Raw genomic sequence first — 23,649 nt, forward strand, 5'->3', positions numbered from 1 at the left:
CATCGAAGCCTTACCCCACAAGCGAATCCGACCCTCCATCGTGGACAATCTACTGAAGCAGTTTGCGCAGTCTTCGCAGCTCGCCGGCGGCAACGCCTCCTATATCGAGGATCTGTACGAGCAGTACCTCGTTTCTCCGGACAGTGTCGATCCCAAATGGAAGACCTACTTCGACGGCTTCAAGGGCCGCGAAGCCGGTGACATTCCGCACTCGGCCGTCATCGCCCACATCACCGACGCTGCCAAGAACGCTGTCAACAGCGGTTCGGCCACCGGTGCCGGCGATGAGCGCGAGCGCAATGTCGGCCGTCTGATCACCGCCTACCGTTCGCGTGGCCACCTCGGTGCCCGCCTGGACCCGCTGGGCCTGACCCCGCCGACCAACCCGCCGGACCTGGGGCTGCCGTTCCACAGCCTGTCCGAGAGCGACCTGGGCAGCGAGTTCAGCACCGGCGGCATCGCCGGCCAGCCGCGGATGAAATTGCGCGACCTGCTGGAGCGCCTGAAGAAGACCTACACCGGCTCGATCGGTGCGGAATTCATGCACATTTCCGAGGTCGAGCAGCGCCAGTGGCTGTACCAGCGCCTGGAAACGGCCGGTGGCAACTACAACCTGGATGCCGACACCCAGCGCCGCACCCTGGAGCGCCTGACCGCGGCGGAGGGCCTGGAGCGCTACCTGCACACCAAGTACGTCGGCCAGAAGCGCTTCTCGCTGGAAGGCGGCGATGCGCTGATCCCGATGATGGACACCATCATCCGTGACGCCGGCAAGGATGGCGTCAAGGACGTGGTGATCGGCATGGCCCACCGCGGCCGTCTGAACGTGCTGGTCAACACGCTGGGCAAGAGCCCGCGCAAGCTGTTCGACGAGTTCGAAGGCAAGTTCGAGCACGACGACCACGCCTCGGCCGGTGACGTGAAGTACCACATGGGCTTCTCTGCCGACGTCTCCACCCCGGGCGGCGCCGTCCACCTGGCGCTGGCGTTCAACCCGTCGCACCTGGAAATCGCCGACCCGGTCGTGGCCGGCAGCGTGCGCTCGCGCCAGGAACGTCGTGGCGATACCGCCCGCAAGCAGGTGATGCCGATCCTGATCCACGGCGACGCGGCCTTCTCCGGCCAGGGCGTGGTGATGGAGCTGTTCCAGATGTCCCAGGCCCGCGGCTTCGCCGTCGGTGGCACGGTGCACATCGTGGTCAACAACCAGGTCGGTTTCACCACCTCCAACCCGCTGGACACGCGCTCCACGCGCTATGCCACCGACGTGGCCAAGATGATCGCCGCGCCGGTGCTGCACGTGAACGGGGATGACCCGGAAGCGGTCGTGTTCGCCGCGCAGCTGGCCTTCGAGTTCCGCCAGAAGTTCGCCAAGGACGTGGTCATCGATCTGATGTGCTACCGCCGTTGGGGCCACAACGAGGCCGACGAACCGGCGATCACCCAGCCGCTGATGTACCAGGTGATCCGCAAGCACCAGACCACCCGCGAGCTGTACGCCGCGGCGCTGGAAGCTGCCGGCGTGATCGAAGCGGGCGGCGGCAAGGCGATGGTCGATGCCTACCGCAACAAGCTCGATGCCGGTGAAGTGACCACCGAGCTGGCCCAGGTCGAAAAGACCCCGGCCACCAGCAGGATGTACGTCGATTGGCCCAAGCTGCTCAACGGCAAGCTCTCCGACGCGGTCTCCACCGCCGTCGGCATGGAGAAGGTCAAGCAGCTCGCCACGCTGATCAACACCGTGCCCGAAGGCGTGGAACTGCACTCGCGCGTGGCCAAGGTGTACGACGACCGTCGCAAGATGGCTGCCGGCGAGATCCCGGGCGACTGGGGCTTTGCCGAAAACCTGGCGTACGCCACCGTCCTGGACGAAGGCAACAGCCTGCGCCTGGTCGGCCAGGACGTCGGCCGCGGTACGTTCACCCACCGCCACGCGATCCTGCACGACCAGAAGACCGACAACTACTACCTGCCGCTGCGCCAGCTGGTCGAGTCGCCGGAACAGGCCACCATCATCGATTCGCTGCTCAGCGAAGAAGCAGTGATGGCCTATGAGTACGGCTTCTCCACCACCGATCCGAACACCCTGTGCATCTGGGAAGGCCAGTTCGGCGACTTCGCCAACGGCGCCCAGGTGGTGATCGATCAGTTCATCGCTGCCGGCGAAGCCAAGTGGGGCCGCATCACCGGCCTGACCCTGCTGCTGCCGCACGGTTACGAAGGCCAGGGCCCGGAGCACAGCTCCGCACGCCTGGAGCGTTTCCTGCAGCTGTGCGCGCTGGAGAACATGCTGGTGTGCGTGCCGTCGACCCCGGCGCAGGCGTACCACATGCTGCGTCGCCAGATGCGCATGACCACCCGCAAGCCGCTGATCGTGATGTCGCCCAAGTCGCTGCTGCGCCACAAGCTGGCCGTGTCCAGCCTGGAAGAACTGGCCAATGGCGAGTTCCAGCACCTGATTGGCGATGCCAACGCAGAGGCCAAGAAGGTCAAGCGCGTGGTGCTGTGCTCGGGCAAGGTCTACTACGACCTGCTGGAAGACCAGACCAAGCGTGGCCAGGACGATGTGGCCATCATCCGCGTCGAACAGCTGTACCCGTTCCCGCGCGTGGCCCTGGCCGCAGAACTGAAGAAGTACGGCAAGGCGGCCGATGTGGTGTGGTGTCAGGAAGAGCCGCAGAACCAGGGTGCCTGGTACCAGATCCGCCACCACCTGCAGGCCTGCCTGGCCGATGGCCAGAGCATCCATTACGCAGGTCGCGCCCGTTCGGCGTCGCCGGCCGCTGGACACATGGCGGACCACATCATCGAACAGCAGAAGCTGATCGCCGATGCCCTGGTCAACCCGTTCAACGACTCGGTCGCTGAATAACCCCCTCCCTCATTCTAGAAAAGACAAACCAGGAAGCTCCCGCATGGCCACCGAAGTCAAAGCCCCGGTACTGCCCGAATCCGTCGCCGACGGCACCATCGCCACCTGGCACAAGAAGGTCGGCGATGCCGTCAAGCGCGATGAAAACCTGCTTGATCTGGAAACCGACAAGGTCGTCCTGGAAGTGCCGTCGCCAGTCGATGGCGTGCTGAAGGAGATCAAGTTCGAGGTGGGCGCCACCGTGACCTCCAGCCAGGTCGTGGCCGTCATCGAAGAAGGCGCCGCGGCTGCTGCCCCCGCTGCGGAAGAGAAGAAGGCCGAGGCCGCCCCGGCAGCCGCAGCACCTGCTGCCGCTGCGCCGGCCGCTGCCGCCGCGCCGGCCCCGGCCGCCAAGTCCTCCGCCGACGCCCTGCCCCCGGGTGCCCGCTTCACCGCGATCACCGAAGGCGTGAACCCGGCCGACGTGGACGGCACCGGCCGTCGCGGCGCGGTGACCAAGGAAGACATCGTCAACTTCGCCCGCAACGGCGGCGCCGGCAAGGCCGGTGGCGCACGTCCGGAAGAACGCGTGCCGATGACCCGCATCCGCAAGCGCATCGCCGAGCGCCTGATGCAGTCCAAGAACAGCACGGCCATGCTGACCACCTTCAACGAGGTCGACCTGTCCAAGGTCTCGGCCGCGCGCAAGGACCTGCAGGACGAGTTCGTCAAGGCCCATGGCATCAAGCTCGGCTTCATGAGCTTCTTCGTGAAGGCCGCCGCCAACGCACTGCAGCGCTTCCCGCTGGTCAACGCCTCGATCGACGGCGACGACGTCATCTATCACGGCTACTCGGACATCTCCATCGCCGTGTCGACCGACAAGGGCCTGGTGACCCCGGTGCTGCGCAACGTCGAGCGCATGTCGTTTGCCGACATCGAGAAGACCATCGCCGACTACGCCAAGAAGGCCCGTGACGGCAAGCTGAGCCTGGAAGAACTGCAGGGCGGCACCTTCACCGTGACCAACGGCGGCACCTTCGGCTCGCTGCTGTCGACCCCGATCATCAACCCGCCGCAGAGCGCCATCCTGGGCATGCACGCCATCAAGGAGCGTCCGATCGCCCAGAACGGCCAGGTCGTGATCGCGCCGATGATGTACCTGGCGCTGTCCTACGACCACCGCATCATCGATGGCAAGGACTCGGTGCAGTTCCTGGTGGACATCAAGAACCAGCTGGAAAACCCGGGCCGCATGCTGTTCGGCCTGTAAGACCGCCTACCCCTCCGCGCCTGCGCGGAGGGGTAGTGGTTTTACGGCACGGTGCACCCTGCTCTCTCCCCGGCGCCTGCGCGCCACCGGCTTCGACCGAAGCTCGGGACTGCAACAAGGAATATCTCAATGGCTGAACAATTCGACGTCGTCGTCATCGGTGCCGGCCCGGCCGGCTACCATGCCGCCATCCGCGCCGCGCAGCTGGGTCTGAAGACCGCCTGCATCGACGCTGCCCTGGGCAAGGACGGCAAGCCGGCCCTCGGTGGCACCTGCCTGCGCGTGGGCTGCATTCCGTCCAAGGCGCTGCTGGATTCCTCGCGCCAGTTCTGGAACATGGGCCACATCTTTGGCGACCACGGCATCAGCTTCAAGGACGCCAAGATCGACGTCGAAGCGATGGTTGGCCGCAAGGACAAGATCGTCAAGCAGTTCACCGGCGGCATCGGCATGCTGTTCAAGGCCAACAAGGTCACCGCCTATTACGGCTTCGGTGAGCTGCAGCCGGGCAACGTGGTCAAGGTCACCCAGCACGACGGCGCCATCGTCGAGCTCAAGGGCACCAACGTGATCATCGCCGCCGGTTCGGATTCGATCGAACTGCCGTTCGCCAAGTTCGACGGCGAGACCATCGTCGACAACGTCGGCGGCCTGGACTTCACCGAGGTCCCCGCCCGCCTGGCCGTGATCGGCGCCGGCGTGATCGGCCTGGAACTGGGCAGCGTCTGGAAGCGCCTGGGTTCGGAAGTGACCATCCTGGAAGCCCTGCCGGACTTCCTGGCCGCCGCCGATACCGAGGTGGCCAAGGCGGCCGCCAAGGAATTCAAGAAGCAGGGCCTGGACATCCGCCTGGGGGCCAAGGTCTCCAAGGCCGAAGTGACCGCCAAGGGCAAGAAGAAGGAAGTCGCCCTGACCTACACCGACGCCGAAGGCGAGAAGAGCCTGATCGTGGACAAGCTGCTGGTGGCCGTCGGCCGTCGCGCCGCCACCAAGGGCCTGCTGGCCGAAGGCACCGGCGTCAAGATCAACGAGCGCGGCCAGATCGAAGTGGACGACCACTGCCACACCGGCGTGGATGGCGTCTGGGCGGTCGGTGACTGCGTGCGCGGGCCGATGCTGGCGCACAAGGGCTTCGAGGAAGGCATCGCAGTGGCCGAACTGATCGCGGGCCTGCCGGGCCACGTCAACTTCGACACCATCCCGTGGGTCATCTACACCGAGCCGGAGCTGGCCTGGGTCGGCAAGACCGAGCAGCAGCTGAAGGCCGAAGGCATCCCGTACAAGGCCGGCAGCTTCCCGTTCGCCGCCAACGGCCGTGCCGTGGCGATGATCGAGCCGGCCGGTTTCGTGAAGGTGCTGGCGCATGCCGAAACCGATCGCATCCTGGGCATGCACCTGGTCGGCGCCAACGTCTCCGAACTGGTCCACGAAGGCGTGCTGACCATGGAGTTCAGCGGCTCGGCCGACGACCTGGCGCGCATCTGCCACGCCCACCCGTCGCTGTCCGAAGCCGTGCACGACGCCGCCATGGCCGTGAGCAAGCGCGCCATCCACAAGGCGAACTGATCGCCCTGCGGATCGTGTAACGAAACGAAAAACCCCGCCAAGGCGGGGTTTTTTGTGCGTGCTTGCCCGGTGGCAACCACTGCCGGCGGCGCCTCGAACATGGCTCCGGTGGTCCGGGCTGCTGGCGGGCGCGTCGACCCTCTCTGGTAGCGCCGGCCGCTGGCCGGCTCCTCGATCAACCTGTCGAGGAGCCGGCCAGCGGCTGGCACTACCGGCGCGATTTTGTCAGCAGCACTGCAAGCCCAGCCAGGTCTGCGACAGATCCCGCGCGGCCAGGTCCTGCCGGCGGACCCAGGCGTACAGCATTCCCGAATCGCCCCACATCGCCTCGTCGTCCGAATCCAGCTGCAGCAGCATCGCCCAGTCGGCCACACCGGCCGCCAGCGCAGCGGCGCGGGGATCGCCATATCCGCTCGGGTCGCCGCAATACAAGCCATGGCTGACCAGCTGCGCTTCCAGTGCCATGTCGCCCTGCACGTTATGCGACCACCCGCCCAGGCCGTGCCGCTCGCGCGGCGTCGGGGAGCCCAGGTCGGCGATATCCTCCACCAGTGCGTAGTAGCCCTCCTCGGCCGCGTCGTCCCAGCCCAGCCCGGCGTCACGCAGCGCCTGCGCGACCTCTTCGCCCTCGGACGTAAACGAATGCGCCAGGCTCCAGGCCTGATGGAACGCCAACGCGGACGGCACCAACGCGGCCTCCGCATCCGGCGAAGGCAGGCGCTGCAACCCGTCCGCGTCGAACAGGCCGATGCCATGCCCACTGCGATCGGCCGGGTCATAGCCCCACGGTTGCGTCTCGGCGTCGTAGAAGATCGACAGCACGCCCTGTGCGGGCAGATCCAGCCCGCACTGCAGACCCTGCACGTCGGCCAGGTTGATCTGCAGCAGGAAGTCCAGCGCCCTGCCCTTGTGGTTAGGCCATTCAAAGCCGGCGGGGACATCCGGCCCGCCGCCGATCCGCGATGCGCCGATCGGTGCATCCGTCTCCGCGCGGCGACTGAACCGTACGCGCGGCCGCAGCCACGGCCGCAGCACGCCGACATGCGCGCCGAACCCATGCGATGCGCAGAGCGCGGTGAATTCGTGTTGAGTCAGCGTCATGACCACCTCCCTGTCTGAAAGCAGACAGCAGTCTAGGCGCAGCACCGACAAAACCGGTAGAGCCGGCCGCTGGCCGGCTCCACGCAATGTCCACGAGCCGGCCACCGGCCGCGCCCATCGACATCACGTACGTGTCCGGATCGTCTCCGGCGCGGCCGCAGCCGGCACCTTCGGCGCGCCCTCACAGACCCGATGCTGCGCGACCACCTCGCCCACTTTCCATTCCTTCACCACACGGCAGTGTTGCTTCGGCGCGTCCTTGCCAGCCGCAGGCTCGGCACCCACCTGACCAGGTTGCTGCCGTTCCACCCACGCCTTGGGCGGTTCGGCGGCGAACGCAGGCGCCGCCAACCACAGCGCGACCAGTCCAGCGCACAGCCGGCTCATGCGGCCACCGGGCCGCCGCCCAGCAGTCGCGCCGGCAGCATGAACAGCGCGCGCAGGAACGCGAACAACGCCGACAAGGTGATCCCGACCAGGCGGAACGGCAGGCTCAGCAGCCACACGAACGGCCAGGCCACCAACGCCAGAATCGCCAGCGGCCAGCACAGCACGAACAGCAGGCACCACACGCCCAGCGCGAACAGGGTCTTCATCATCGGTCTCCACCGCACGGGGCGTCATTGCCCACGGCTCTACACTGCGACCGCGCCGATCGGCCGGCAAGCCGCATGCGACGAACATCGACCAGCGCCGACGAACGTGGGAATACGCGGATGAATAACAGCACGACACAGCGGAAGGGGGCAGAGCCGAGCCGTGCTCGGCTGCCTACACGTGGAGGTAGAGCCGAGCCATGCTCGGCTGACCAGAGGCGAGGTAGAGCCGAGCCACGCTCGGCTGACGCACCCGGAGCGCTGCCGGAAGAGCAGCCGAGCATGGCTCGGCTCTACCATGCTCCGGGACTGGTGCCGCGGCGTACCGCCCAACGGTCGTCACCTCCCGGGTTGGATTCACCCGATTCACCCGATTCACCGGAGTGCAGCCTACGGCCAACACCACCGCCAAGGTAAAAGGGGGTAGAGCCGAGCCACGCTCGGCTGGCCAGAGGCGGGAGGTAGAGCCGAGCCACGCTCGGCTGACCAGAGGCGGGAGGTAGAGCCGAGCCACGCTCGGCTGACCAAAGGCGGGAGGTAGAGCCGAGCGATGCTCGGCTGACGCGCCCGGCGCGCTGCCGGAAGAGCAGCCGAGCATGGCTCGGCTCTACCCTGCTCCGGGACCGGTGCCGCGGCGTACCGCCCAACGGTCGTCACTTCCCGGGTTGGATTCGCCGGATTCGCCTTCACCCGATTCGCCAGAGTGCAGCCCACGGCCAACACCACCGCAGGGCCTGCGGCGTTATTCGAACGACCCCACCGAATCGTGCGACAGGTTGTCGAAGCGGGTGTATTCACCGAAGAACTTGAGTTTGCACGAGCCGGTCGGACCGCCTCGGTGCTTGCCGATGATGATCTCGGCCAGGCCCTTGTCCGGCGAGTTTTCCTTGTTGTAGTAGTCGTCGCGGTAGATGAACACGATCATGTCCGCGTCCTGCTCGATAGCGCCGGATTCACGAAGGTCGGCCATCACCGGGCGCTTGTCGGTACGCGTTTCCAGCGAGCGGTTGAGCTGGGACAGCGCAATCACCGGCACGTTGAGCTCCTTGGCCAGGCCCTTCAACGAACGCGAGATCTCCGAGATTTCCGTCGCGCGGTTTTCGCTGTTGCCCGGCACGCTCATCAGCTGCAGGTAGTCGATCACGATCAGGCCCAGGTCGTGCTCGCGCTTGAGGCGGCGGCACTTGGAGCGCAGGATTTCCGGCGACACGCCTGGCGTGTCGTCGATGAAGATCTTGGTTTCCTTCAGCATCCGGATCGCGCCGGTGACCCGGCTCCAGTCCTCGTCTTCCAGCTGGCCGGTACGCAGGCGCTGGGCGTTGATGCGGCCGTTGGAGGAAATCAAGCGCATCGCCAACTGCGAGGCGGACATTTCCATCGAGAACACCGCCACGCCCTTCTTGGACTTGATCGCGGCGTATTCGGCGATGTTCAGGGCGAAGGTGGTCTTGCCCATGGCCGGACGCGCGGCCAGGATGATCAGATCGGTCGGCTGCAGGCCGGAGGTCATCGCATCGAAGTCGGCATAGCCGGTCGGCAGGCCGGTGATGTTGCCACCGTTCTCGAAGCGGTTGCGCAGCTCTTCGAAGGCGTCCTTCAGCGCGCCGGGCATCGCCACGAAATCGGTGCGGCCACGTGCGCCCTGCTCGGCGATCGCGAACACCGACTTTTCCGCCGCCGAGAGCAGCTCGCTGCTTTCGCGGCCTTCGGGCTGGAAGCCGTCGTTGACGATATCGGTGCCGACCTGGATCAGCTGGCGCAGCACCGCCTTGTCGCGCACGATCTCGGCGTAGGCGGCAATGTTGGCCGCCGACGGCGTGGTGCTGGCCAGTTCGATCAGGTAGGCGCCATCACCCACCAGCTCCATCCGGCCCTGCGATTCGAACCACTCGCCCAGGGTCACCGCATCGAACGGACGATCGCGCTCGGACAACTCACGGATCGCGCGGTAGATCATCTGGTGATCGCGGCGGTAGAAGTCGGTCTCGGTCAGCTGGTCGTTGACCCGGTCGTAGCTCTCCGGTGCCAGCATCAACCCGCCCAGCACCGCCTGTTCGGCCTCGATCGAATGCGGCGGCACGCGCAACTGGTCGATCCGCGATTCGTCGCGGTCGAAGCGGTCACCGCGGTCTTTGCGGTCGGAACGGAAGCCAGAACGGGCAGACATGTGGGGGTGTACTTCCTGCAGTGCGGAGCATGGGGCATGGTAGGCACGTAGCGACCGCCCCAGCCATGCACAACCCTGTGGATAAGCGGTGGATAGCAGGGTATACCGGCAGTGCCGGCAGCATCGGCCGCAAGCGTCGCATTTAGTGCGACAGACGCCGTTGCGGCGCCCGTCGTCCTGCCATTATCGCAGAAGCACCCGGCTCAATGCTGACCGCCGTGGGTGGCGATCCAGGCCAGGAAGGTGTCGATGAACCCCTGCAGGAACGTCTGCGTGCCCGCGTTGCTGATGTTGCCCGCCTCGTCGATCAGTCCGTCCTTGACCTGCAGGAACACCTCCGGCTGGCCCAGCACGGGCATGTCCAGGTAGGCCAGCACGTTGCGCAGGTGCTGCTGGGCCAGCGCGGTGCCGATCACCCCGATCGAGGCACCGACCACGGCCGCCGGCTTGCCGGCGAAGGCACTGTCGCCGTAGGGGCGTGAACCGAAGTCGATGGCGTTCTTGAGCACGCCGGGGATCGAACGGTTGTACTCGGGGGTGACGAACAAGACCGCGTCGGCATCACGGATCTGCTTTTTCAGGCGTATCGCCTCGGCGGGGTAATCCTTGTCGAGATCCTGGTTGTAGAGCGGCAGGTCGCCGATGTCGACGTGCTCGAAACGCGCCTTGCCGGCCGCGAGCTTTTCCAGCGCGTGGGCGAGCGCCTTGTTGTGCGAGCCCTTGCGCAGGCTGCCGACCAGTACTGCGATCTTCACTTCGGCCATGGGGGATGTCTCCGTTGGGGGAAAGGTCCAGCGTAGGCGGCGCAACCTTCGGCAACGGTGAAGGTGAGGCCGCCGTGCATGGCGTGGCTGTACGGGGGGCTGTGGTTGATTGGGGGCCGGGTGGTGCCGGCTCGTGGGGAGCTGCCTGTTGGTCAGGGGGCGGCGGCGGTCGCAGCCACGCATGGCGTGGCTCTACGCGGGGTTGACGACTGTGGGGCTTTCCTGGCGTGGTGCCACCCTGGGGGCTGTCTGTTGGCCAGGTGTGGTCGGCGGTCCCAGCCACGCATGGCGTGGCTCTACGGGGGGCCATGACTGCGGGGGCCTTTCCTGCGTGGTGCCAACCTGTGGGGCTGCCTGTTGGTCAGGCGTCGTCGGCGGCCCCAGCCACGCATGGCGTGGCTCTACGCGGGGGGCAGACCGCCGGCCTTCCCTCGTAGAGCCACCCCATGGGTGGCTGCGCGCAATGTCAGCCGCCTTCGACGCCGGCGCGGACGTGGCGCCAATGCGCCTGCCAGGCCTGGAACATCAGCACGTTCCACAGGTGCGTGTGCCATTTGCGCTCGCCCTGCTGGAACTGCTGCCACAGCGGCACCACCGCCTCGACGTTGAAGACTCCTTCGGCCGCCAGCCGGGCCGGGTCGAGCAGTTCATCGGCCCAACCGCGCAGGTCGCCCTTGAGCCACTCGCTGACCGGCGCGCCGAAGCCGCGCTTGGGGCGGTGCACCATGTCCTGCGGCACATAGCGGCCAAGCACCCGCTTGAGCAGGTACTTGCTCACGCCATCGCGGTGCTTCATCGACAGCGGCAGCGACCAGGCGAACTCGGCCACCCGCCAGTCCAGCAGCGGAGCGCGTGCCTCCAGGCTGACCGCCATGCTGGTGCGGTCCACCTTGCACAGCAGGTCATCAGGCAGATAGGTGTTGAAGTCGGCCAGCATCATCGCGTCGGCCGGTGAGCCGGCGCCATGCAGCGGGTCGGCGAGGTCATAGAAGCTGCCCGCCCCGGCAGCTCCCTTCACCGCCGCCGCCGGATCGCGCCATCGCGAGATCCGGTTGCGGTACACATCGCCGATCCCCCGCGCCCCGGTTTCGGCCAGCAACGCGGCCAGCCCGCCGGTACGCGAGGCCTCGCCCTGGGTGGTGGAATGGGCGGCCATCCAGCGCCGCAGGGGCGCGGGCACCCTGCCCAGCATCGCCCAGTTGCGCAGCGCCCGCTGGTAGCGGCCATAACCGAAGAACAGCTCATCGCCGCCGTCGCCCGACAGCGCCACCGCCACCGAGCCGCGCGCCAGCTTCGCCACCAGCGCGGTGGGCACCTGCGAGGCGTCGGCGAAGGGCTCATCGAACATCGTGGGCAACTGCGGCACCACCGCCAGCGCGTCGGCCCCGCTGACGTACAGCTCGGTGTGGTCGGTGCCCAGGTGCTGCGCCAACGCCTTGGCCAGCGGCGCCTCGTCGTGGTGGGAGCCCTCGAAGCCGATGCTGAAACTGTGGATCGGCGTGCTCGACTGCGCCTGCATCAACGCGGCCACCACCGACGAATCGGTCCCGCCGGACAGGAACACGCCGACCGGCACGTCGGCCACCATGCGCAACGCCACTGCGTCACGCAGCACACCATCCAGCTGCGACTCGGCCTCGGCATCGCTGCCGACGAATGGCTGCGCCAGGGCCTGCTGCATGCGCTCGCGCGCGTTCCAGAACGGCACCTGCTGCTGGTCCGGCCGGTGAGCGTCGGCACCGGCGGCCACCGTGGCCGCATCCAGCCGCAGCACCCGGCCGGGCATCAGCTTGAAGCAGCGCGCGTGGATGCAGTGCGGCGCGGGGATGTAATCCAGCTTCAGCAGCAGGGTCAGCGCATCGCGGTCGATGTCGTTGTCGAAGTGCGGGTGTTGCCACAGCGCCTTCAGCTCCGAGCCGAACACCAGTGCCTCGCCGGCCCAGCCGTAGTACAGCGGCTTCTTGCCGACCCGGTCGCGGGCCAGCCACAGGCATTGCTCGGCGCGATCCCACAGCGCGATGGCGAACATGCCATTGGCGCGCTGCAGGGTGGCATCCAGGCCCCAGGCCACGAACGCGGCCAGCAGCACCTCGGTGTCGGAATGGCCGCGGAACGTATGTCCCAGGGCCTCCAGGTCGGCGCGCAGGGCGGCGAAATTGTAGACCTCGCCGTTGTAGGCGAGCACGTAGCGCCCGTCGTTGGACGCCATCGGCTGGTGGCCCAGCGGGGACAGGTCCAGGATGCTCAGCCGTCGGTGCGCCAGCGCGACGCCGCCGCTGGCATCGGCCCACACCCCGCTGTCATCCGGGCCACGATGGATCAACGCGTCGCCCATGCGTCGCGCCAGCTGTTCCAGTACGGCCTGCTCCATTACCGGAGCCGGCAGCAGCATTCCTGCCAATCCACACATGCGTCAGAGGTCCTGCGCCAGTACCCGGGCGGCGCTTACCAGTGCATTGTCGCTTGGAAGCACGCACATTGCTGCCCCTGCCAGTGGTGTATAGGTGTCGGCGCCGCAAACGCGCTGCAGCGGCAGGTGGCCCAGCCCCGCCTCGACCAGCGCGGTGATGACGCCCTCCCCCACCCCCGCGCTGTGCCGGCCTTCATCGACCACCAGCACCCGCTGGGCATCGGCCGCCTGTTGGGCGATGAAACCGGCATTGAGCGGCACCAGCCAGCGCAGGTCCACCACCCGCACCTGCCAGCCCAGCTCGGCCTGGAGGGTGCGCGCCGCGCGCAGGCTCATCGGCACGCCATTGCCATAGGTGAAGATCACCAGGTCGCTGGCCTCGGGGTCGTACACCCGGCCCTCGCCGGGCAGCATCGTCTGCTCCGGCGGCGGGTAGGCGAACAGCCACTGGCCGTCGCCGGGCGCGTACAGGTCCTTGGTCATGTACAGCGCGATGGGCTCCAGGAACACTGACACCCGTCCGTCGACCTGGGCCAGCGCGGCCAGGGTGCGCAACATCATCGCCGCGTCGTCGCCACGCGACGGGCAGCCCACCACCAGCCCCGGGATGTCGCGCAGCGCGGCGATCGAGTTGTCGTTGTGGAAGTGGCCGCCAAACCCCTTCTGGTAGCCCAGCCCGGCAATACGCACCAACATCGGGTTGCGGTACTGGTCGTTGGAGAAGAACTGCAGCGAACACGCCTCACCGCGCAACTGGTCGGCCGCGTTGTGCAGGTAGGCCAGGTACTGGATCTCCGGGATCGGCAGCATGCCCAGGTTGGCCAGGCCCTGGGCCATGCCCAGGATCATGGTTTCATCCAGCAGCGTGTTGAACACCCGGCGCGGACCGAACGCCTTGAGCAGGCCCTTGCTGACGGTATACACCCCGCCCTTCTGCGCCACGTCTTCGCCGAACAACAGCGTGGACGGGTACTTCGCCATGAGTTCGTGCAGGCCTTGGTTGATCTGGATCGCCAGGTGCCGCGGCGGCTGCCGCTCGGGCAACTGCGCCTCGCTGCCGAACGCGGCCAGGCGCGCTTCGGCAGCGGCCACGCGGCCTGCCTCGGCCTGCACGGCCGCCGGCGAGTACGGCGCCAGCGGCGCCAGAATCTGCGCCAGGCCATCCAGCTTGGGCCGGCGGTCGGCTTCTTCGGCCGCGGCAAAACAGCGCGTACGCATCGCTTCGTAGCGCTGCAGCACCTGCGTGCCGTCCATCCAGCCCGATTCGAGGGCGATCTGCGCCGAGCGCAGCAGGGGATCGGCCGCTTCGGCCGCGCACAGCTCCGGCAGCGGCCGCCACTCGATCTCGAAATCGGTACCGGCATGGCCCATCAACCGCGTGGTCCGCAGATGCAGGAAGGTCGGCCGCCGCGTGCGCCGGCAATGCTCCAGCGCGCGCTGCACCTGGGCATGGCCGCTGGCCAGGTCCAGGCCATCGGCAAAGAAGTAGTCCAGCCCCGGACGGTGGCTGAAGTTCTGCGCGATCCAGCCGTCCGGGGTCTTCACCGAAATACCGATGCCGTTGTCTTCGCAGACGAACAGCACCGGTGCCGGCAGTCGCTGGTAAGCCGCCCAGGCGGCGGTGTTGAACGCGGTCTGCGCGGTGGCATGGTTGGAGGAGGCATCGCCGAAGGAGCAGATCACCACGCTGTCTTCGGGAATCGGCAGCGCGTGCCCGATCCGCCGCGCGCTTTCGATCGCCATGGCCGTGCCCAGCGCCTTGGGCAGGTGCGAGGCGATGGTGGAGGTCTGCGGCAGCACCCACAACGGCTTGCTGCCCCACACCTTGTGCCGCCCGCCGCTGGCCGGATCATCGCAACTGGCGGCGAAGGACAGGGCCGCATCCAGCACCGGGTCCATGCCCGGCAACTGGCGGAAGCGCTCGGCCATGAACGCGCCCGAGCGGTAGTGCAGGAACGCCGGATCGGTGTGCCGCGCCAGCCGCGCCACCAGCGCATTGCCCTCGTGGCCGGACGAGCCGATGGTGTAGAAGACCTTGTTCTGCACGCGCAGCACGCGCGCCATCAGGTCCAGGTGGCGGCTGATCAGCTGCGACTCGAACAGCGCATCGAAGCCCTGCGCATCCAGCGTGCTGCCCGGCAGGATCGGCGCGTCCGGCGCTGGCCGCGGCGTCGGATCGCCCTGCCACTGCTGCACGAAATCGATGAAGTTGGCGTCGCAGATCTCGGCCCGGTTGAGGGCCTTCATGCGGGCGGGAATCGGATCGGGAACCACGGCAAACATCCATCAGCCTCCGTGACGCGCGGCCAAATCGACCACGCCGGGAGTCTGGCCGCAACCCGCGCCGCTTGCCAAGCGCGGGTGCAGCATGGCCATCAGGGGCCGCGGCGCGCCCGCCATTGGCCGCGCGACTGGCCCCAGATTTCGATCGGTTTGCCACCGTGCGGGGGCGGCAGTTCACCCATCCGCAGCAGCGTGCTGCCGAGCTTGCGCGCGACGACCTTGGAGTTCTCGTTGGCCGCATCGATGGTGTGGATCACCTCGTCCCAGCCCAGCGTGTCGAACGCCCACTCGATGCTGGCCACGGCGGCTTCGGGCGCGTAGCCCTTGCCCCAGCTTTCACGGCGGATGCTCCAGCCGACTTCGGTGCCCGGCCAGTCCAGCGGCTGCCACGGCCCCATCCGACCGACCCAGTCACCGCTGCTCTTTTCGATCACCGAAAACATCGAAAAACCGTACAGGTGCCAACTGCCGGCCAGGCAGCAGAAACTGCGCCAGGCCTGCGATGGCGCCTGCACGCCACCGAGGTGCTGCATGACCTCCGGGTCGGTGCAGAAGCGCAGGAACGCGTCGAAATCCTCTGCCCGCGGCGGGCGAAGGATCAATCGGTCGGTTTCCAGTTGCAGATCGAAGATGCTCATGCCCATGCCCCGTGCCGTGCCGGCATCGATCTTCGCAGACGCCGCGCGCGCAAGCCAATGGATGTCATTGATCGGGCCCGCCGGTCGAGCCGGCCGCCACAGCAAAACGCAACAGGCCGGACTAGGCCGGCCTGTTGCTCGCCCCATCAAGCGGCGCGAAACATCACTGCTTGTTCGAATCCAGTGCCGCAGTCTGGGTGACCAGCTGGCCATCGATCACCGGCAGGCGATCGCTGCTCGGCTTGTTGTCCATCTTCACGGTCTTCTCGGCGCCGTCGTAGCGGTAGGTCACGTTGTAGCCGGTGACCGCGTTGCTGGTGCCCATCGGGATGCGGTTGCCCGGCTTGCTGGCCATGCGCATCGTGCCGGTCGTGCCGTCTTCATTGCGGTAGGTCACGTTGTAGCCGGTGACCTTGGTCGACTCGGAGGTCGCCGTTTCGGTATGGCACTGGCGCTCGGTCCGGTTGACCACGCGGCCACCGACGTGACGCTTGTCGACCGTGTTGCCGATCAGGCCACCGGCCACCGCGCCAGCGGCAGTCGCGGCCTTGCGGCCGTTGCCGCCGCCGACCTGGTTGCCGAGCAGGCCACCGATGACCGCACCGGCCACGGTGCCGCCGACGTTGCCATCGCGCTCGGGCAGGCGTTCCTGCACGACCACGTCCTCGCAGACTTCATGCGGGGTCTGGGTGGTGGAGGTTTCGCGCACCGGCTCGGTACCGATCACCGTGGCGTAGGCCTTCTCCTTCCTGGTCAGCGGATCGACCTTGACGATGTCGGCGTACTCCAGCTTGCCGGCCTTGTCGTCCACCGCGACGGCATCGGTGCGGGCGCCGTCGTCGGCCAGCGGGGTGGTGTCCAGGGTGGGCCGGGTCTGCGTCGCCGTCACCGGATCGGGGGCGGACGAGCCACTCTTCATGAAGGCAGCGGTGGCGATGCCGCCGACGAGCAGCGCGCCAGCAGCGACCAAAGCAGTGGTGGTGGTACTTTTCATATCCGGCTCCCTGCGGGCGATCCGCAACGTTCTTGAGCGGATTCCAGCATGCGGTGCCTGAACGGAATCTCCACAGTGCGTGCACGCCCCCCTTACCCATTCAGGTTCTGTGTTGATGGGGCTCGTGATAGCGTTTACAGCATCTGTCCGAGGAGTGCGTCATGGCCAATCCCCTGCTGCTGCCGATGCTGGAATGGGCGCGCCGGTTGCGCTACCCCACGCTGTTCAAGCTGACCGCCGGCCTGTTCGCGCTGACCCTGTTCATTCCCGATCCGGTGCCGTTCGTGGACGAGATCCTGCTGGGCCTGGGCACGCTGCTGCTGGCCAACTGGAAGAATCGCAGCGCAGCGGTGCCGCCCGCCCTGCCGCGCAAACGCCGCGCGTGATCCTGGTCGACAGCCATTGCCACCTCGACGCCGGCGAGTTTGATGCCGATCGCGCCGAGGTGATCGCGCGGGCACGTGCGGCCGGGGTGGGCACGCAGATCGTGCCGGCGGTGACCGCCGCCAGTTGGCCCAAGCTGCGCCAGACCTGCCAGTCGGCCGAGGGACTGCATCCGGCCTACGGGCTGCACCCGATGTTCCTGGCCGAGCACCGTGCCGGGCATCTTGACGAACTGCGCGCCTGGATCGAGCGCGAGCGCCCGTGCGCGGTCGGCGAATGCGGGCTGGATTTCTTCGTCGAGGGGCTGGATGCGGAGCTGCAACAGCAGTATTTCGTGGGGCAACTGCGCCTGGCCCGCGAGTTCGACCTGCCGGTCATCGTGCATGCACGGCGCGCGGTCGATGCGGTGATCTCGGCAATCAGGCAGGTGGGCGGGCTGCGTGGCGTCGTCCACAGCTTCCCGGGCAGTCCGGAGCAGGCCGCGCAACTGCACACACTGGGTTTTCTGCTGGGTCTTGGCGGTCCGTTGACCTACGACCGTGCGCAGCGGCTGCACCGGCTGGTGGCACGGATGCCGCTGGAGCAATTGCTGCTGGAAACCGATGCCCCGGACCAGCCCGATGCCGGCATCCGCGGCGAACGCAACGAGCCTTCGCGGCTGCCGGTGATCCTGGAGACGGTGGCGCGGCTGCGCGGGCAGCCGGCCGAGGAGATTGCCGCGCAGACGACGGCCAATGCGCGCGCACTCTTTGGCCTGGCAGCGTAGCGCCGACCGTTGGTCGGCTGTCGGCGCAACGGCAGCCGACCGGTGGTTCACGCAACGGCGGCCGACCAATGGGCGGCGGTTCACGCGAAAGCAGCCGACCAACGGTCGGCTCTACCCGGCGCGCGGCACGCGGGCTTCAATCGGCCTTGGCGGCCGCCGCCGGCTTCTTCAACAGCATCTCCAGCGCCTTGCCCACCGCGGCGAACGCGAACGCCCCGGTGATGTGGGTGGCCGCGCCGAGGCCGGCGCCGCAGTCCAGCTTCAACGCCGCGTCCGCCCCGAGGTTCGGGCGGATGCCGCACACGCTGCCATCGGCCTGCGGGTACTTCACGTTCTCCAGCGAATACACCGCGGGCACGCCGAAGTAGCGCGAGGCGTTCTTGGGGAAGTTGAAATCGCTGCGCAGCTTCTTGCGGATCAACGCCATCATCGCGTCGTGCTCGGTGCGCGACACATCGCGGATGCGCACCAGCGTCGGATCGGTACGCCCGCCGGCCGCGCCCACGGTGAGGATCGGCAGCTTGCGTCGGCGGCACCAGGCGATGGTTTCCACCTTGACCCGGAAACTGTCGCAGGCATCGATCACCAGGTCGAAATCGCGGTCCAGCAGTTCCACCATGTTCGACACGGTCAGGAACGCGGCGATCGCATCCACCTGGATGTCCGGATTGATCGCACGGCAGCGCTCGGCCATCGCCTCGGCCTTGTTGCGCCCGTATTGGCCGGCCAGCGCCGGCAGCTGGCGGTTGGTATTGGACACGCAGATGTCGTCGGCATCGATCAGGGTCATATGCCCCACCGCCGTGCGCGCCAGCGCTTCGACCACCCACGAGCCGACCCCGCCCATGCCGACCACCGCCACCCGGCGGGTGGACAGCTGGTCCACGGTGCCTGCCCCATACAGCCGGTCGATGCCGGCAAATCGTTCGCGCAATACGTCGTTCATCCGCGAATTTTACCCTCCCCCCGCCCGACCCGTACGCCGCACCCACAGGACGCACCGTAAGATCAGGGGCAGCCCCCCTCAAGGACGCCACCGCATGAACCAGCCCGCCCCGCCCCACCGTCACTCCGCCGCCTATCGCTACCTGCTGGTGGGCGTGCTCGGGCTGCTGGTCGGCCTGGTCGCCACGATCATGGTCGCGCGTGCGATCCAGGCCCGCCAGGACCCGTTCCCCGATGCGCTCATGCACGTGATGAACCGGCAGGTGCAGCTGCTGCACGATGCCCAGGCACAAAACCGCTGCAGCCTGGCCGACAGCGTGCCGCGCCTGCAGACGCTGCGGTCGCTGTCCAACGACGTCGACCTGGCGTTCCCCACCCTGAAGGACAGCCAGGGCTTCCAGCAGCACGCCAGCGGCCTGCGCGCCACCCTCAACCAGGCGCTGGCGGCGCCGCCGGGCGATTGCATCGCCATGGGCGAGCTGGTCGAGAAGATCCAGTCCGACTGCCAGGCCTGCCACCAGGATTTCCGCTGATTCATCTGCCAGCCACGCTGGCGGCGGGAGATTGGCGCGCTGTTCACGTAGCACAGGACAGGATCTGCGGCATGCGCCCCAGACGCATTCGACCACCCCTCTGGCCAGGAGAACCACCATGAAGATCCAACTCATCGCTGCCGCCGCCGTCGCCACCGTCGCACTGGCTGGCTGCGCGACCACCTCGCCCGGCTACGGCAGCAGTGGTTACAACAACGGTTATGGCAACAACAACGGCTACAACAACGGCCGCTGCGCCGACTGCGGCATGGTGACCCGGATCAACCAGGTCGCCTCCGGGCGCACTGCGCCGTCCGCCACCGGTGCGATCCTCGGCGGCATCGTCGGTGCCGTGGCCGGCCATGAAATCTCCGACCATACCGGCGGCAGCAAGGGCAACCAGAACGTCGCCGCCGCCGCAGGCGCGGTGGGTGGTGCGCTGGCCGGCAACCAGATCCAGAAGAACGTGACCAGCGATACCTTCGACATCACCGTGCGCATGGACGACGGTCGCACCGTGGTGGTCAACCAGCGTGACCTCGGCGGCATCCGCGAGAACACCTACGTGCGCGTGGTCAACGGCAAGGTGATCCTGCGCTGATCGCGCCTGGCCCCACCGCCGCCGAATAAAAAAAGGGCCCGCTTGCGCGGGCCCTTTTCGTGTTGCATGCATGCTGGCATGCGGTGTGCGCTTAGAGCGGCTTCACCTTGTCGGCCTGCAGGCCCTTCTGGCCGGTGACCACTTCGAACTCCACCGCTTGACCTTCCTTCAGGCTCTTGAAGCCCTGGGATTCGATCGCACGGAAGTGCACGAACACATCTTCGCCGCTTTCACGGCTGATGAACCCAAAACCCTTCGCGTCGTTGAACCACTTGACGGTGCCCTTCTCAGCCATCTTAGCTACTCCCTAACTGTCTTGTTGTTGGATACGCCGGTACAGGCGGCTGACAGCAAGGGGGAAGCGAGGTGCAACGATGCAGCGGATCCGGAAGATCTACCATCATCAGGCCACGATCCACGGTGACCTTGCCAAGCTCAGCGTCTGCAACTTAACCCGGGCAAAACGAAAAATCAACTGGCAAATCCTTTCGGATGTCAACCCTGTTTCCTATACAATACGGTACAGCATGGACTATTCATTCATCTTCTATCTGCTAGCCCTGATGCTGGTCCTGATCGGCATCGCGGGCGTGGTGCTGCCCGCCCTGCCCGGCATCCCGCTGGTGTTTGCCGGGCTGCTGCTGGCGGCCTGGACCGATGGCTTCGTCCACGTGGGCTGGTTGCCGCTCACCCTGCTCGGCCTGCTCACCCTGCTGTCGTTCGCGGTGGACATCCTGGCCACCGTGGTCGGCGCGAAACGGGTGGGCGCCAGCAGTAAGGCGCTCTGGGGCACCTTCATCGGCAGCATCATCGGGGTGTTCTTCATGCCGATCGGCCTGCTGGCCGGCCCGCTGCTGGGTGCGCTGGCCGGCGAGTACTGGCACACCCGCGAGCTGGGCCGGTCGACCCAGGTGGGCCTGGCCACCTGGCTGGGCATCCTGCTGGGGGTGGCGCTGAAAATGGCCCTGGTGGTGGCGATGCTGGGACTGTTCGCCTTCGCCTGGTGGCTCTGAGTCCGACCGCTGCGGCAGGCTTCACGCCCCGAGCACACCACCGCCCGGCATAAACGCGCGGAGGGCTGCGACGCATGTCCGCTGGCGGGATCCAGGGCCAGCGGCCACACTGTCCCGGTCGACCCCATTCATTCTCGCCACCTGGCCTCGCTTTCATGATGATCCTGCGCCCCCGCACTGCCCTGTTCACCGCCCTGGCCCTGGCCAGCCCAAGCCTGCCGCTGGCCGCGCAGGAAGCCGCGCCCACGCCGGCCTCGCCGGAAGCCTGCGCCCTGGTGGATACCGACGCGGCGCGCCTGGCGTGCTATGACAAGCTGTTCGGCCATACCCGCGGCGTAACCGTGGCGGCCGACGCGGCGGCCACCGCTGCCCAGGAAGCCCGTCGTGAAGAACGCCAGGCCGCGCGCAGCGCCGAGGCCGATGCACCGGCCACCCAGCGTGCCAAGCAGCGCCTGGGCGAGCTGTTCAAGAGCGACGGTCACGACCAGGCGCTGGCCAACGCCGGCAAGGGTTCGTTGCTGGACAGCCGCTGGGAACTGGCCCAGGACTCCAAGCTGGGCGCGTTCCAGTTGCGTGCCTACAAGCCGGTGTACCTGCTGCCGGCGTTCTGGACCAGCGACAAGAACCAGACGCCGCAGTCGCCGAACCCGGCCAACACCGTGACCACCCCGCAGCTGCTGGACAGCAACGAGCTGAAGTTCCAGCTGAGCTTCAAGACCAAGGTGGTGGAGAACCTGTTCGGCGACAACGGCGACATCTGGGCCGGGTACACCCAGAGTTCGCGTTGGCAGGCCTACAACGCCGAGAACTCGCGCCCGTTCCGCGAAACCAATTACGAACCTGAAATCATGATGCTGTTCCGCAACGGCTACTCGATCGGTGGCTGGCGTGGGCGCATGAGCGGGATCGGCGTCAACCACATGTCCAATGGCCGTGCCGATCCGCTGTCGCGCAGCTGGAACCGGGTGATCGCCACCATCGGCCTGGACCGCGAGAACTGGGCGCTGGTGCTGCGCCCCTGGTATCGCCTGCCGGAAGACCGCAAGGACGACAACAACCCGGACATCGAGGATTACATGGGCCGCGGCGACGCGACCCTGACCTGGAACCGCAACGGCCACGAAGTCTCGTTGATGGCGCGCCATTCGCTGCGCGGCGGCGACCGTTCGCACGGGGCGGTGCAGCTCGATTACGGCTTCCCGATCAGCAACCTGCTGCGCGGCCACGTGCAGGTGTTCGATGGCTACGGCGAAAGCATGATCGACTACAACCACAAGGCCACCTACATCGGCCTCGGCGTGTCGCTGCTGGAGTGGTATTGATGGCGGTGACGATCTGGCACAACCCGCGTTGCAGCAACTCGCGCGGGGCCCTGGAGATCCTGCGCGGGCGGGGCATCGAACCCACCGTCATCGAGTACCTGAAGGACCCGCCGGACCGCGCCACGCTGCAGGCGCTGGTGGGCGCCATGGGGACGGGGGCACGCAGGCTGCTGCGCGACAAGGAGGCGGCGTACGCCGACCTCGGGCTGGCCAATCCGCTGCTGGACGACGCCGCGTTGATCGAGGCGATGCTGCAGCACCCGGAACTGATCAATCGCCCGATCGTGCGTACCCCCCAGGGCGTACGCCTGTGCCGGCCACCGGAAACGGTGCTCGAGATCCTGCCGGCGTAAGCCGCGCCTCAACCGCCGCAGCGGCTCACGCAGCGGCTGCGGTTTTCGCCGCAGGTGAGCGCGGGCAAGCGGTTGCGGCAGTAGTCGGCACTGGCCTGGCAGCGCTTGCGGAGGTCCGGGTTGTCGATCGTGTCGCAGCGGGTATCGCGCTGCGTCGCCACGCCGGCGCCGCAACGGTCACTGCTGTCGACGCTCGAGGAGCTGGTCATGCAGCTGTCGAAATGACGCTGGCACTGCTCCATGCATTGGTTGGCGGCCGCCACCTCGCGCAGGCCGGGCGGGTCGTAGCTGTCGCCGCCGCTGCTGCAGGCGCTGCACAGCAGCGCCAGTACGGTGACCAGAAGCATCCTTGCCATGTGTCGCTCCCTGTTGGATCCATCGCGAGGTTATCAAACGCCTCCGGCGCATGCAGTCGCCACCGGCTCAGCGCCAGTCGGTGATGCCTTCGCGGCGGTACACCTCGATGAAGGCCGGGCGCGCCTTGAGGCGGTCGGCGTAGGCCTTCAGCACCGGCCAGCGATCGCCCGGGGTGGGCATGTTGCGCGACCAGCGCAGCAGCATCACCAGCATGAAATCGACCACGCTCAACTGGTCGCCCAGCACATACGGGCCAGCGCCCTGCAGGTGGTCGGCCAGGCGTTGCCACGCCGCTTCCAGGCGTCGCCGCGCATGCTGTCGGGTGGCCTCGCTGTTCTCCGCACCGGCCATTTCATCGGCGTAAAACCACGCGCGGTAGGCCGGCTGCACGGTGTTGGCACACCAGAACATCCAACGATACGCCTCGCCGCGTTGTGGGCTGCCCACCGGCGGCAGCAGGCCGGCCTGCGGGTGCAGGTCGGCCAGGTGCAGCGCGATCGCCGCCGCTTCGGTCAGCACCTGCCCATCCAGCACCAGGGTGGGCACCACGCCGGCGGGGTTCAGCGCCAGGTACGCGGCCGACTTCTGCTCGCGGGTGTCGAAGTCGAGCAGCACCAGCTCGTGCTCGATGCCCAGTTCGATCAGCAACCAGTGCACCACCAGCGATGCGGTGCTGGAGGAGCCATACAAGGTGGTCGGCATGCGCGGCGCCTGTTGGGGGGACGCTGCCGA

General features: G+C 67.3%; 23 protein-coding genes. 10 read left to right on the plus strand and 13 right to left on the minus strand.

Annotated features, from left to right (window positions below; genetic code table 11):
• Positions 1-40: 40 nt before the first annotated feature.
• From AC1DGC_RS01190 to lpdA, 3 genes are all read left to right on the plus strand, one after another.
• Positions 41-2,872, plus strand: a complete 2,832-nt coding sequence (locus tag AC1DGC_RS01190; protein WP_259203281.1) for a 2-oxoglutarate dehydrogenase E1 component — start codon at positions 41-43, stop codon at positions 2,870-2,872.
• Positions 2,873-2,915: 43 nt separating this feature from the next.
• A complete protein-coding gene (gene sucB / locus AC1DGC_RS01195) occupies positions 2,916-4,124 on the plus strand; it encodes a dihydrolipoyllysine-residue succinyltransferase (RefSeq protein WP_259203283.1) in 1,209 nt (402 codons plus the stop codon).
• Between the two features lie 129 nt (positions 4,125-4,253).
• Positions 4,254-5,690 (plus strand): dihydrolipoyl dehydrogenase, encoded by a 1,437-nt coding sequence (gene lpdA, locus AC1DGC_RS01200; protein ID WP_259203284.1) that lies wholly within the window; start codon positions 4,254-4,256, stop codon positions 5,688-5,690.
• Positions 5,691-5,915: 225 nt separating this feature from the next.
• Here lpdA and AC1DGC_RS01205 read toward each other — a convergent pair whose 3' ends face one another.
• From AC1DGC_RS01205 to AC1DGC_RS01245, 9 genes are all read right to left on the minus strand, one after another.
• On the minus strand, positions 5,916-6,836 hold the full coding sequence (locus tag AC1DGC_RS01205) for a YwqG family protein (protein WP_478047050.1): 921 nt from the start codon (positions 6,834-6,836) through the stop codon (positions 5,916-5,918).
• Positions 6,837-6,914: 78 nt separating this feature from the next.
• The gene (locus AC1DGC_RS01210; RefSeq protein ID WP_478047051.1) at positions 6,915-7,178 is read right to left on the minus strand and encodes a hypothetical protein; all 264 of its coding nucleotides are present in this window, start codon (positions 7,176-7,178) and stop codon (positions 6,915-6,917) included.
• On the minus strand, positions 7,175-7,387 hold the full coding sequence (locus AC1DGC_RS01215; RefSeq protein WP_478047052.1) for a hypothetical protein: 213 nt from the start codon (positions 7,385-7,387) through the stop codon (positions 7,175-7,177). The genes AC1DGC_RS01210 and AC1DGC_RS01215 overlap by 4 nt, the downstream gene beginning before the upstream one ends.
• Positions 7,388-8,129: 742 nt before the next feature.
• Positions 8,130-9,554: a replicative DNA helicase gene (locus tag AC1DGC_RS01220; protein WP_259203287.1), complete on the minus strand. Its 1,425-nt coding sequence runs from the start codon at positions 9,552-9,554 to the stop codon at positions 8,130-8,132.
• A gap of 203 nt (positions 9,555-9,757) precedes the next feature.
• Positions 9,758-10,318: an NADPH-dependent FMN reductase gene (locus AC1DGC_RS01225; RefSeq protein WP_478047053.1), complete on the minus strand. Its 561-nt coding sequence runs from the start codon at positions 10,316-10,318 to the stop codon at positions 9,758-9,760.
• Between the two features lie 466 nt (positions 10,319-10,784).
• Positions 10,785-12,728 (minus strand): asparagine synthase (glutamine-hydrolyzing), encoded by a 1,944-nt coding sequence (gene asnB, locus AC1DGC_RS01230; RefSeq protein WP_478047054.1) that lies wholly within the window; start codon positions 12,726-12,728, stop codon positions 10,785-10,787.
• Between the two features lie 3 nt (positions 12,729-12,731).
• On the minus strand, positions 12,732-15,011 hold the full coding sequence (locus tag AC1DGC_RS01235; protein WP_449335713.1) for a transketolase C-terminal domain-containing protein: 2,280 nt from the start codon (positions 15,009-15,011) through the stop codon (positions 12,732-12,734).
• A 92-nt stretch (positions 15,012-15,103) separates the two neighbouring features.
• The gene (locus AC1DGC_RS01240) at positions 15,104-15,649 is read right to left on the minus strand and encodes a GNAT family N-acetyltransferase (RefSeq protein WP_449335714.1); all 546 of its coding nucleotides are present in this window, start codon (positions 15,647-15,649) and stop codon (positions 15,104-15,106) included.
• Positions 15,650-15,812: 163 nt separating this feature from the next.
• The gene (locus AC1DGC_RS01245) at positions 15,813-16,643 is read right to left on the minus strand and encodes a glycine zipper 2TM domain-containing protein (protein ID WP_310439266.1); all 831 of its coding nucleotides are present in this window, start codon (positions 16,641-16,643) and stop codon (positions 15,813-15,815) included.
• A 161-nt stretch (positions 16,644-16,804) separates the two neighbouring features.
• Here AC1DGC_RS01245 and AC1DGC_RS01250 point away from each other — a divergent pair, with 161 nt between their 5' ends.
• On the plus strand, positions 16,805-17,029 hold the full coding sequence (locus AC1DGC_RS01250) for a DUF6116 family protein (RefSeq protein ID WP_259203294.1): 225 nt from the start codon (positions 16,805-16,807) through the stop codon (positions 17,027-17,029).
• A complete protein-coding gene (locus AC1DGC_RS01255; protein ID WP_478047055.1) occupies positions 17,026-17,793 on the plus strand; it encodes a TatD family hydrolase in 768 nt (255 codons plus the stop codon). Before AC1DGC_RS01250 ends, AC1DGC_RS01255 begins: the two co-directional genes overlap by 4 nt.
• A gap of 136 nt (positions 17,794-17,929) precedes the next feature.
• Here the strand turns inward: AC1DGC_RS01255 and AC1DGC_RS01260 are convergent, their stop codons facing one another.
• Positions 17,930-18,739 (minus strand): tRNA threonylcarbamoyladenosine dehydratase, encoded by an 810-nt coding sequence (locus AC1DGC_RS01260; protein WP_478047056.1) that lies wholly within the window; start codon positions 18,737-18,739, stop codon positions 17,930-17,932.
• Between the two features lie 94 nt (positions 18,740-18,833).
• Between AC1DGC_RS01260 and AC1DGC_RS01265 the strand changes: the two genes are divergently transcribed.
• Together AC1DGC_RS01265 and AC1DGC_RS01270 are read left to right on the plus strand one after the other, a co-directional pair.
• Positions 18,834-19,271: a hypothetical protein gene (locus AC1DGC_RS01265; RefSeq protein WP_478047057.1), complete on the plus strand. Its 438-nt coding sequence runs from the start codon at positions 18,834-18,836 to the stop codon at positions 19,269-19,271.
• Between the two features lie 118 nt (positions 19,272-19,389).
• Entirely contained in the window at positions 19,390-19,872 is a 483-nt protein-coding gene (locus AC1DGC_RS01270; RefSeq protein WP_259203303.1) for a glycine zipper 2TM domain-containing protein, read from the plus strand.
• Positions 19,873-19,963: 91 nt separating this feature from the next.
• On the opposite strand, the gene AC1DGC_RS01275 is transcribed toward AC1DGC_RS01270, so the two are convergent.
• The gene (locus AC1DGC_RS01275; protein ID WP_019185917.1) at positions 19,964-20,167 is read right to left on the minus strand and encodes a cold-shock protein; all 204 of its coding nucleotides are present in this window, start codon (positions 20,165-20,167) and stop codon (positions 19,964-19,966) included.
• A 232-nt stretch (positions 20,168-20,399) separates the two neighbouring features.
• Between AC1DGC_RS01275 and AC1DGC_RS01280 the strand changes: the two genes are divergently transcribed.
• From AC1DGC_RS01280 to arsC, 3 genes are all read left to right on the plus strand, one after another.
• Positions 20,400-20,885, plus strand: coding sequence for a DUF456 domain-containing protein (locus tag AC1DGC_RS01280; RefSeq protein ID WP_478047058.1), 486 nt, complete (start codon positions 20,400-20,402; stop codon positions 20,883-20,885).
• Positions 20,886-21,043: 158 nt separating this feature from the next.
• On the plus strand, positions 21,044-22,207 hold the full coding sequence (locus tag AC1DGC_RS01285; protein WP_259203305.1) for a phospholipase A: 1,164 nt from the start codon (positions 21,044-21,046) through the stop codon (positions 22,205-22,207).
• Positions 22,207-22,560, plus strand: a complete 354-nt coding sequence (gene arsC / locus AC1DGC_RS01290) for an arsenate reductase (glutaredoxin) (protein WP_449335717.1) — start codon at positions 22,207-22,209, stop codon at positions 22,558-22,560. Before AC1DGC_RS01285 ends, arsC begins: the two co-directional genes overlap by 1 nt.
• An 8-nt stretch (positions 22,561-22,568) precedes the next feature.
• Here arsC and AC1DGC_RS01295 read toward each other — a convergent pair whose 3' ends face one another.
• Together AC1DGC_RS01295 and AC1DGC_RS01300 are read right to left on the minus strand one after the other, a co-directional pair.
• Complete coding sequence (locus tag AC1DGC_RS01295) at positions 22,569-22,916, minus strand: hypothetical protein (RefSeq protein ID WP_478047059.1); 348 nt, start codon at positions 22,914-22,916, stop codon at positions 22,569-22,571.
• Positions 22,917-22,983: 67 nt separating this feature from the next.
• Entirely contained in the window at positions 22,984-23,619 is a 636-nt protein-coding gene (locus AC1DGC_RS01300) for a glutathione S-transferase family protein (protein WP_449335719.1), read from the minus strand.
• Positions 23,620-23,649: the final 30 nt, after the last annotated feature.

It is taken from the genome of Stenotrophomonas sp. 05N37 (genome assembly GCF_056397365.1).